This window comes from Kluyvera sichuanensis (assembly GCF_014218705.1).
In the GTDB taxonomy this organism is placed as follows: domain Bacteria; phylum Pseudomonadota; class Gammaproteobacteria; order Enterobacterales; family Enterobacteriaceae; genus Kluyvera; species Kluyvera sichuanensis.
Genome location: NZ_JABBJF010000030.1, coordinates 47,709 through 58,021 on the forward strand (window position 1 = coordinate 47,709; position 10,313 = coordinate 58,021).

The 10,313-nt window shown below is 61.2% G+C and carries 10 protein-coding genes; 6 read left to right on the plus strand and 4 right to left on the minus strand.

Annotated features, from left to right (window positions below; translation table 11 throughout):
• Nucleotides 1-17: 17 nt before the first annotated feature.
• Genes fepC through fepD form a run of 3 tightly spaced genes read right to left on the minus strand, consistent with a single transcriptional unit; the run spans nt 18 to nt 2,805 of the window.
• On the minus strand, nt 18-812 hold the full coding sequence (gene fepC, locus HII27_RS22165; RefSeq protein WP_185669584.1) for an iron-enterobactin ABC transporter ATP-binding protein: 795 nt from the start codon (nt 810-812) through the stop codon (nt 18-20).
• Nucleotides 809-1,801: an iron-enterobactin ABC transporter permease gene (fepG, locus tag HII27_RS22170; protein ID WP_185669585.1), complete on the minus strand. Its 993-nt coding sequence runs from the start codon at nt 1,799-1,801 to the stop codon at nt 809-811. Before fepG ends, fepC begins: the two co-directional genes overlap by 4 nt.
• On the minus strand, nt 1,798-2,805 hold the full coding sequence (fepD, locus tag HII27_RS22175; protein ID WP_185669586.1) for a Fe(3+)-siderophore ABC transporter permease: 1,008 nt from the start codon (nt 2,803-2,805) through the stop codon (nt 1,798-1,800). Before fepD ends, fepG begins: the two co-directional genes overlap by 4 nt.
• 110 nt (nt 2,806-2,915) lie before the next feature.
• Between fepD and entS the strand changes: the two genes are divergently transcribed.
• Nucleotides 2,916-4,154, plus strand: a complete 1,239-nt coding sequence (entS, locus tag HII27_RS22180) for an enterobactin transporter EntS (protein ID WP_185669587.1) — start codon at nt 2,916-2,918, stop codon at nt 4,152-4,154.
• A gap of 68 nt (nt 4,155-4,222) precedes the next feature.
• On the opposite strand, the gene fepB is transcribed toward entS, so the two are convergent.
• A complete protein-coding gene (gene fepB / locus HII27_RS22185; protein ID WP_185669588.1) occupies nt 4,223-5,182 on the minus strand; it encodes a Fe2+-enterobactin ABC transporter substrate-binding protein in 960 nt (319 codons plus the stop codon).
• Between the two features lie 233 nt (nt 5,183-5,415).
• Here fepB and entC point away from each other — a divergent pair, with 233 nt between their 5' ends.
• Genes entC through entH form a run of 5 tightly spaced genes read left to right on the plus strand, consistent with a single transcriptional unit; the run spans nt 5,416 to nt 10,255 of the window.
• A complete protein-coding gene (gene entC / locus HII27_RS22190; protein WP_185669589.1) occupies nt 5,416-6,597 on the plus strand; it encodes an isochorismate synthase EntC in 1,182 nt (393 codons plus the stop codon).
• A 9-nt stretch (nt 6,598-6,606) separates the two neighbouring features.
• Complete coding sequence (gene entE / locus HII27_RS22195; protein WP_185669590.1) at nt 6,607-8,217, plus strand: (2,3-dihydroxybenzoyl)adenylate synthase EntE; 1,611 nt, start codon at nt 6,607-6,609, stop codon at nt 8,215-8,217.
• Nucleotides 8,218-8,230: 13 nt separating this feature from the next.
• The gene (locus tag HII27_RS22200) at nt 8,231-9,085 is read left to right on the plus strand and encodes an isochorismatase (RefSeq protein ID WP_185669591.1); all 855 of its coding nucleotides are present in this window, start codon (nt 8,231-8,233) and stop codon (nt 9,083-9,085) included.
• Nucleotides 9,085-9,840 carry a 2,3-dihydro-2,3-dihydroxybenzoate dehydrogenase EntA gene (gene entA, locus HII27_RS22205; RefSeq protein ID WP_185669592.1) on the plus strand — a complete coding sequence of 252 codons (756 nt, stop codon included), beginning with the start codon at nt 9,085-9,087 and terminating at the stop codon, nt 9,838-9,840. The genes HII27_RS22200 and entA overlap by 1 nt, the downstream gene beginning before the upstream one ends.
• A 1-nt stretch (nt 9,841) precedes the next feature.
• Nucleotides 9,842-10,255: a proofreading thioesterase EntH gene (entH, locus tag HII27_RS22210; protein WP_185669593.1), complete on the plus strand. Its 414-nt coding sequence runs from the start codon at nt 9,842-9,844 to the stop codon at nt 10,253-10,255.
• The last annotated feature ends 58 nt before the right edge of the window (nt 10,256-10,313 follow it).

The following is a 10,313-nucleotide window of genomic DNA, read 5'->3' on the forward strand; positions in this document are numbered from 1 at the left end:
AGCGACCCCGGGAAAATTCACCGCCGCCCGAGCGGTACCACCAGCGGCGTATTCGCCGCCGGGTCGTCAATAATCATGCAGCGCAGGCCGTACACTGCTTCAATCAGCGCCGGAGTGACAATCTCTTTCGGCGCGCCTTCTGCCACAATCTTCCCATCGCGCAGGGCAATCAGGTGCGTCGCGTAGCGGCACGCCTGGTTTAAATCGTGCAGCACGGCGGCGAGCGTATAGCCGCGCTCGCGATTCAGTTCGCTCAATAGCTCCAGCAGGTCAATCTGATGGCTGATATCAAGCCAGGTCGTTGGCTCGTCGAGCAACATAATCGAGGTGTCCTGCGCCAGCACCATCGCAATCCACGCGCGCTGGCGTTGGCCGCCGGAGAGGGTATCCACGCTCTGACCTGCCAGATTAACAATGCCGGTAGCCTGCATTGCATTCTGCACCGCATCCTCATCTTCCTGCCGCCAGCGGGTAAACAGCGGCTGATGCGGATAACGCCCGCGCGCAACCAGCTCCTGTACCGAAATATCGCCCGGCGTCGTGGCGTTTTGCGCCAGCAGGCCGACGCGACGCGCCACCTCTTTACTGGCGTAGCGCTGGATCTCTTCTCCGTCGAGATAGACGTGGCCGTGAACCGGCGTCATCAGGCGGCTGAGCGTGCGCAGCAGGGTCGATTTCCCGCAGCCGTTGGGGCCGATAATCGCGGTGAAATGGCCGTCAGGAATGGTGACGTTCAGCGACTCGGCGATGGTCTTTTTCCCGTAGGCAAGGGTTAACGCCTCGCCGCGCAGGCGAGCGACGGTGTCGGTCATTTTTTACGAGACTCCTGAATAAGCAGCACGATGAGGTAGATACCGCCAAGGCTAACGGTGACGACGCCCACCTGAAGCTGGTAAGGCAAGAACAGCTGCTGGGCGCAGTAGTCGGCGGCGGCCAGCAGCAGCGCGCCGCAGAGCGCCGCCTGGGTCAGCCCCCAGCGCGCGGTGCCGCTGAGGCGGCGGGCGATGTGCGGTGCGACCAGCGCAATAAAGGAAATCGGCCCGGCCAGCGCGGTGGCAGCGGCGGTCAGTACCACGGCGACCAGCATCAGCAGCAGGCGCGAAAGCTCGACGCGAACCCCCAGCGCACAGGCGCTGTCATCGCCCATTTCTAACAGCCGTAAACGGCGCACCAGCAGCGCCGAGCAGGCGAGGGCGACAACCATCATTGGTGCGGCAGGCCAGATTTTGGCCCACGTCAGGCCGTTAAGCGAACCGGCAAACCATAGCCCGGCGGAGACGGCGGTCTCCAGCGACGCGCGCAGCAGCAGCCAGGTGTTGAAGGCCATCAGCATCGCGCGGATACCGATGCCGATAATAATCAGCCGGAAGGTTTCGATACCGTCGCGCCACGCCAGCGCCCACACGATAAGCGAGGTGGCGATGCCGCCCGCCATGGCGGCGAGGGTAATGGTGGTGAGGTTCTGGCCGAAGAAGACCAGCGCCACCAGCACACCGCTCCACGCGCCGGTGTTAAAGCCCATCACGTCCGGACTGCCCAACGGGTTGCGCATCAGCGACTGGAAAATCGCGCCGCTGACGCCGAGTGCGGCGCCAATCAACAGTGCCATCAGCACGCGCGGCAGACGCCATTCGGTGACCACCAGGGTGATGGCACGCGGCGCATCGCCGAACAGCGCGGCGAATATCTGTGAAAATTCCAGCGTGACCGCACCGCTGCGCAGACTCAACAGCGTGAGCACCAGGCATGCGGCGACCAGCAGCAGACAGCTGGCGACCAGACGGCGAGAAGGGGCGTTCATCGGCCACCTCCGTTTGATTTACGGCGGACGAGGAAAATCAGCACCGGCGCGCCGATAAAGGCGCTGACCACCGATACGCGCAGTTCGCCGGGCACCAGCAGGCGACCAATAATATCGGCAAACAGCAGCAACGACGGCGTGGCGAGCAGGGTGACCGGCAGCGACCAGCGGTGATCTGAACCGACCAGCCAGCGGGAAATGTGCGGCATCATCAGGCCGATAAAGGCAATAGGGCCTACCACCGAGGTCGCGCTGGCGCACAGAATGGTGATCACCAGCAGCCCCATAATTTGCGTGCGCGCCACTTTATTGCCCAGAGCGGTGGCGGTGTCGGTACCGAGGCTCAGGCTGTTAAGCGAACGGCTCATCATCAGCGCGACAGCACCGGCAATCAGTACCGGAATGAGCACCGTTTTCAGGGTTTGCAGAGTGCGGATATCCAGCGAACCGGCCTGCCAGAAGCGCAACTGATCGTAGACATCCTGGTTGAGCAGGGCGATGCCGCTGGAGAAACCTTCCAGTACGGCGGCGAGCGCCACGCCTGCCAGCGTTAAGCGTACCGGACTCAGTTGGCCGCCGCCCTGGCTGCCGGTAAAGGCGACGATTAACGAGGCGACCAGCGCCCCGCAAAAGGCCATCGCCAGCTGTTCCTGCGGCGAAGTGATGCCAAGCAGCGCCGCGCCTAACACGATGGCAAAGCTGGCTCCGGCGTTAACGCCAAGAATCCCGGGATCGGCAAGCGGATTACGGGTGAGGGTTTGCATCAGCGCACCGGCAAGACCCAGCGCGCCACCGGCGAGCAGGCCGGCCAGCGTTCGCGGCAGCCGGGCATCGAGCACGATGGTGCAGTCGGCGCTCTGGCAGGTGCCGCTAAGCGCGTCGATAACGACGTGAACCGGGAGCGGTTTGGCACCAATCAATAAACTGAGCGTGGCGGCGAGAAACAGCAGTATCAACAATCCAGGCAGCGCAAGGGCGCGCAGCACCGGGGTGGAAAACGACATGGCGACATCCCTGATTTGATAATGATAGTAATTATCGTTATCTATCTTATTCGCTTATGTTAGCATGAGCGCCCTCGGAAAGGGTAAGAAAAAACGTTCAAGGTTTTGTAATGAATCGACAATCCTGGCTGCTGAATCTGAGCCTGCTAAAAACGCATCCGGCCTTTCGCGCCGTCTTTATTGCTCGCTTTATCTCCATTCTCTCGCTGGGCCTACTCGGCGTGGCGGTACCTGTTCAAATCCAGATGATGACCCACTCCACCTGGCAGGTGGGACTTTCGGTCACGCTGACCGGCGGGGCGATGTTCGTCGGGCTGATGGTTGGCGGCGTGCTGGCTGACCGCTACGAGCGCCGCAAACTGATTCTGCTGGCGCGTGGCACCTGCGGTATTGGGTTTATCGGCCTGTGGTTAAACGCGCTGCTGCCGGAGCCGTCGCTGGTGGCGATTTATCTGCTGGGATTATGGGATGGCTTCTTTGCCTCGCTGGGCGTGACGGCGCTGCTGGCGGCGACGCCTGCGCTGGTTGGGCGTGAAAACCTGATGCAGGCTGGGGCGATCACTATGCTGACGGTACGCCTGGGCTCGGTGATTTCGCCAATGGTCGGCGGCCTGCTGCTGGCTTCCGGCGGCGTATCGTGGAACTACCTGCTGGCGGCACTGGGCACCTTTATTACCACGCTGACGCTGCTGCGTTTACCGCAGTTGCCACCGCCGCCGCAGAAGCGCGAACATCCGTTCACTTCATTGGTGGCCGGTTTCCGTTTCCTGCTCGGTAGCCCGCTGATTGGCGGCATTGCGCTGCTGGGTGGGTTGGTGACGATGGCCAGCGCCGTGCGCGTGCTCTATCCCGCGCTGGCGCAGGGCTGGCAGATGTCAGCAGCACAGATTGGCCTGCTGTATGCGGCAATCCCGCTGGGGGCGGCTTTTGGTGCGTTAACCAGCGGAAGGCTGGCGCAGAACGAGCGTCCGGGCTGGGTGATGCTGCTGGCGACGGTCGGCGCGTTTGTGGCAATCGGTCTGTTTGCCATGATGCCGCATTGGGCGCTAGGGATGGTCTGTCTGGCGCTGTTTGGCTGGCTGAGTGCCATCAGTTCGCTGCTGCAATATACGTTGATTCAGACCCAGACGCCGGAAGCCATGCTCGGGCGCATTAACGGGCTGTGGACGGCGCAGAACGTCACCGGCGATGCCATTGGTGCGGCGCTGCTCGGCGGACTGGGGGCGATGTTGACCCCGGTGGCGTCGGCAAGCGTAAGCGGCTGGGGGTTGGCGATAGTTGGCGGGATTTTACTGCTGGCGTTGGGAGAACTGCGGCGGTTCCGGCGCGAGATCCCGGAGTCGGCGTAACCGCCTCGTCCGGGCTACAGGAAACCTGTAGCCCGGCCAAGCGAAGCACCGCCGGGAATGCTCGGTACTTAACCAAACAGCGCCGACAGCCGCGCTAACACGCGCGTTGCGCTGTAATAGTCGAGGCGGAACGTCTCGGTACCTAATGCGTAAACATGCTTTTCTTTCACCGCCGGCAGGTGCGCCAGCAATGGGTTGGCATAAATCGCGTCCACGTCTTTCTGGTCACCGGCGAACAGGAACAGGCTGTTGCCGTTCAGTCCGGTCGCCAGGTTTTCACCGCCAAGCTGGATGATGTCGTGACGTTTGCCCTGGCTTTGGCTGGCGTGCAGGCCTTCCGGTAGCGTGGCGAGGGTGAAGCCGAGCTGGGAGAGGAACTGCCCCTGCGCGGATTCGCTGGTCCACAGGTTGGCGCTGTGCGCGGCGGCGGTATAGACCAGCGCGCTTACCGGCTGCGGTGGCAGCTTCATCTGCTGCTTCACGCTAGCAAGCTGCTTATCAAACTCGGCAATACGTGCCGCAGCCTGCTTCTCCTGGCCGGTGATAGTACCGAGCTGAGTCAACAGCGCCTGCCAGCTTTTATCGTCGTAGTTGACGATAAGCGTTGGGGCGATGGTGGAGAGCTGGTCGTACAGCGCCAGCGCGGAGTCACCGCCGGTGGCGCTAATCAGGATCAGATCAGGCATTTGCGCGGCCACGGCTTCGGCGCTTGGCTCGCCAATATAGAGGCGGGAGACCTTGCGTGCTTTCGCTACATCGCCCCACTGGCGCAGGAAGCCCTGAGCATCGGCTACGCGGTTATTGGGTGTGGTAGCGCCGCTGGCGATTACCGGCGCATCAATTGCCAACAGAGAGCCGGTGAGGGTGACGCTGGTGGAGACGATGCGCGTCGGCTTGTGCTCCAGCGTGTGAACGCCGTGACTGTCGCTAATCTGGCGTGGCCATTCGGCGGCCTGGGTTGAGGATATTCCTAAAACACTGAAACCTGCGATGAGCGCCACGGTGCGCCATAAAGCGGAGAAGTTCACGGATATGCGTCCTGATTGTCATTGGTTAATGCTTCTCATTTTCAACTATTGTTCGCGCTGGATGCAAGCCCTCTTCCATTGCCGGGGCAGGGCAATATCAGGGCTACGCGCTTTTTATTAAGCACAAGATGCTGCTTAGCGCTGTTGACATACGAGGCGTTTACTTTTAGGTTACCCAACCAAAATATAAATGATAATTATTCGTAATATCTTTATCGTTTTTGGAGGATGATATGGAAACGTCACTTGCTGCGGATACACAAGAACAACACCATCAGGCTACGCTTTCGGCCGATAGCTTTTTCTTTATGTCGCCGTTCCGTAGTTTTACCACCTCGGGCTGCTTTCAGCGCTTCACCTGCCCGGCTGAAGGCGGTGATGCGCCAGATAGCGCATTCCAGCAGGGGCTAGCCTCGGCGTTTGCCGCGGCCAAAGCTGCCGGGATCGCCAATCCGGTGATGGTTGGTGCCATTCCGTTCGACACCACGCAGCCTTCCGCGCTGTATATCCCTGAACGCTGTGACGCGTTTTCGCGTACCGCAAAGCAACGCGCTTCCCGCTATCACGCCTCGCGCGATCCGCTGGCGGTGGTGGCGCGCCGTGAAATCCCCGAAAGCCCGGTGTTCCTCGATATGGTGGCCCGCGCGGCGGCGCTGACCGCGACGCCGCAGGTCAATAAAGTGGTGCTTTCCCGCCTGATTGATATTGAAGCCGAGCAGACGTTGGATAGCGGTGCGCTGCTGGAGCGTCTGGTGGCGCAAAACCCGGCGAGCTTTAACTTCCACGTGCCGCTGCCGGACGGCGGCGCGCTGCTGGGCGCCAGCCCTGAGCTGCTGTTGCGTAAAGAGGGCTCGCTGTTCCATTCGCTGCCGCTGGCCGGCTCCGCGCGTCGTCAGCCGGACGACATGCTGGATCGCGAAGCGGGTAACCGCCTGCTGGCTTCGGAAAAAGACCGTCACGAACATGAGCTGGTGACCCAGTCGATGAAAAAAACGCTGGCGCCGCGCAGCCTGCAGCTCTCGCTGCCGAGCACCCCGCAGTTGCTTACCACGCCCACCCTGTGGCACCTCGCTACGCCAATTGAAGGCCAGGCTAAAGCGGAAGAAAACGCGCTGACGCTCGCCTGTCTGCTGCATCCAACGCCTGCGCTGAGCGGTTTCCCGCATCAGGCGGCGAAACAGCTGATTGCCGAGCTGGAGCCGTTCGAGCGCGACCTGTTTGGCGGCATCGTCGGCTGGTGTGACGCCGAAGGTAACGGCGAGTGGGTAGTGACTATCCGCTGCGCACGCGTCAAAGCCAATAGCGTGCGTCTGTTTGCCGGGGCTGGCATTGTGCCTGCGTCATCGCCGGAGTCCGAGTGGCGCGAAACCGGCGTAAAACTTTCGACCATGCTAAATGTTTTCGGCCTGCATTAAGGAATCAGAATGACCGTAGAATTTACCCGCTGGCCGGACGCGCTGACGGCGCGCTACCGCGAGAAAGGTTACTGGCAGGATCTGCCATTGACCGAAATGCTAACCCGCCACGCAGGTAGCGACGCAATTGCGGTGATTGATGGCGACCATCAGATTAGCTATCGGCAACTGAATATCTACGTCGATAACCTGGCGGCTTCGTTACAGCACAAAGGCCTTAAGCGTGGCGAAACCGCGCTGGTGCAGTTGGGCAATATCGCCGAGTTTTACATTACGCTGTTTGCGCTGCTGAAAATCGGCGTCGCGCCGGTGAACGCGCTGTTCAGCCATCAGCGCAGCGAGCTGAATGCCTACGCCGAGCAGATTGCCCCGGCGGCGCTGATTGCCGACCGTTCGCATACGCTGTTTGGTGACGATAGTTTCCTGAACGCGTTTTGCGAACAGCATCGCTCCCTGCGCATGGTGCTGCTGCGTAAAGGCGAGGGAGAACACGCGCTGGAGGCGGCGATTGCTCGTCCGGCTGTCGACTTTACCCCAACGCCAACCGCTGCCGACGAAGTGGCCTTTTTTCAGCTCTCCGGCGGCAGTACCGGCACGCCGAAGCTTATTCCCCGCACCCACAACGACTACTACTACAGCATTCGCCGTAGTAATGAGATTTGCCGCTTTGATGCGCAGACGCGCTATCTCTGCGCGATCCCGTCGGCGCATAACTACGCCATGAGCTCGCCGGGGGCGCTGGGCGTCTTCCTGGCGCAAGGGACGGTAGTGCTGGCGGCGGACCCAAGCGCCACGCTCTGCTTCCCGCTGATTGAAAAGCATCAGGTGAACGTCGCGGCGCTGGTGCCGCCAGCGGTTAGCCTGTGGCTGCAGGCGATTACCGAATGGGGCAGCAACGCCCAGCTCCGTTCGCTGACGCTGCTCCAGGTGGGCGGTGCGCGTCTTTCTGCGACCCTGGCTGCGCGTATTCCGGCGGAGATCGGCTGCCAGCTGCAGCAGGTGTTCGGCATGGCGGAAGGGCTGGTGAACTACACCCGTCTGGATGATTCAGAAGAAAAGATCCTCAACACTCAAGGCTACCCGATGTGCCCGGACGACGAAGTGTGGGTGGCGGATGCCGACGGTAACCCACTGCCGCGCGGCGAAGTTGGCCGACTGATGACCCGTGGCCCATACACTTTCCGCGGTTACTACAAGAGCCCGCAGCATAACGCCTGCGCCTTTGATGCCGACGGCTTTTACTGCTCGGGCGATCTTATCTCCATCGACGAAGACGGCTACATCACCGTGGAAGGGCGCGAGAAAGATCAGATCAACCGCGGTGGCGAGAAGATTGCCGCCGAAGAGATTGAAAACCTGCTGCTGCGCCATGACGCGGTGGTCTACGCGGCACTGGTGAGTATGGAAGACAGCCTGCTCGGCGAGAAAAGCTGTGCGTATCTGGTGGTGAAAGAACCCCTGCGTGCCGTTGCCGTCCGCCGTTTCCTGCGCGAGCAGGGGGTGGCCGAATTTAAACTGCCTGACCGCGTCGAGTGCGTAGATGAACTGCCGCTGACCCACGTCGGGAAAGTCGATAAAAAACAATTACGTCAGTGGCTGGCGAGCCGCTCGCAGGGCTGAAGGAGAGAACAACATGGCGATTCCAAAATTACAGGGCTACGCGCTGCCAACCGCGCTGGATCTTCCCGAGAACAAGGTCAACTGGGCGTTTGAACCGTCGCGCGCCGCGCTGCTGATCCACGATATGCAGGAGTATTTCCTCAACTTCTGGGGCGAGGACAGCGAAATGATGGAGACCGTGGTGGCGAACATTGCCGCGCTGCGCGACTTCTGTAAGAAAAACGATATTCCGGTGTACTACACCGCGCAGCCGAAAGAGCAGAGCGATGAAGACCGTGCGCTGCTGAATGATATGTGGGGGCCGGGGCTGACCCGCTCGCCGGAGCAGCAGCGGGTGATTGCGGCGCTGGCGCCGGATACGCAGGATACCGTACTGGTGAAGTGGCGTTACAGCGCGTTCCACCGCTCGCCGCTGGAGCAGATGCTCAAAGAGACCGGGCGTAATCAGCTGATTATTACCGGCGTCTATGCGCACATTGGCTGCATGACCACCGCCACCGACGCCTTTATGCGCGATATTAAGCCGTTCTTTGTCGCTGACGCGCTGGCGGACTTTAGCCGCGACGAGCACCTGATGTCGCTGAAATATGTTGCTGGTCGTAGCGGCCGCGTGGTGATGACCGATGAACTGCTGCCGTCCGTGCCGACCAGCAAAGCGGCGCTGCGCGCGCTGGTACTGCCGCTGCTGGATGAGTCTGATGAACCGCTCGACGATGACAACCTGATTGATTACGGCCTCGACTCCGTGCGCATGATGGCGCTGGCGGCACGCTGGCGTAAAGTGCACGGCGATATCGACTTCGTGATGCTGGCGAAAAATCCAAGCATCGACGCCTGGTGGGCGCTGCTCTCCCGCGAGGTGAAATAATGGCCGGGTTCGATTTTAACGGCCAGACGGTGTGGGTGACCGGGGCAGGAAAAGGCATTGGTTACGCCACCGCGCTGGCGTTTGTGGAGGCGGGCGCGAAGGTGACCGGTTTCGACCTGGCCTTCGACGGTGAGCATTATCCATTCGCCACCGAAGTGCTGAACGTGGCGGATGCAAAGCAGGTAGCGCAGGTGTGCGAACGTCTGCTTGCCACCACCGAGCGGCTGGACGTGCTGGTGAACGCCGCCGGAATTTTGCGGATGGGCGCGACGGATGCGTTAAGCCTGGAAGACTGGCAGCAGACCTTTGCGGTCAACGTCGGCGGCGCGTTTAACCTGTTCCAGCAGACGATGGCACAGTTCCGTCGTCAGCAGGGCGGGGCAATTGTTACCGTCGCTTCCGATGCGGCGCATACGCCGCGTATCGGCATGAGCGCCTATGGTGCGTCGAAGGCGGCGCTAAAAAGCCTGGCGCTGACCGTCGGGCTGGAGCTTTCCAGCGCGGGCGTGCGCTGTAACATCGTTTCGCCGGGTTCGACCGACACTGATATGCAGCGCGTGTTGTGGGTGAGTGACGACGCTGAGCAGCAGCGTATTCGTGGCTTTGGTGAGCAGTTTAAGCTCGGCATTCCGCTGGGGAAAATTGCCCTTCCGCAGGAGATTGCCAACACCATTTTGTTCCTCGCATCGAGCAGCGCCAGCCACATCACGCTGCAGGATATTGTGGTGGACGGCGGCTCAACGCTGGGAGCGTAGGATGATCTGGAAGCGCCATTTAACCCTCGATGAATTGAACGCCACCAGTGAGAACACCATGGTGGCGCATCTGGGGATTGTTTATACCCATATCGGCGACGACAGCCTGGAAGCGGTGATGCCGGTGGACAGCCGCACCCATCAGCCGTTCGGCCTGTTGCACGGCGGTGCATCGGCGGCGCTGGCGGAGACGCTGGGCTCGATGGCCGGTTTTCTGATGACTCGTGAAGGGCAGTGCGTGGTGGGCACCGAACTGAATGCATCACACCACCGCCCGGTTTCTCAAGGGCAGGTGCGGGCGGTGTGCCAGCCGCTGCATCTGGGGCGTCAAAGCCAGAGCTGGGAAATTGTCGTTTTTGACGAGCAGGGGCGACGTTGCTGTACCTGCCGGTTAGGGACGGCGGTGCTGGGTTAGGTTTTGGGTCCGATCCCGGCGGCGCTTCGCTTGGCCGGGCTACAATTCGAGGCGTAGC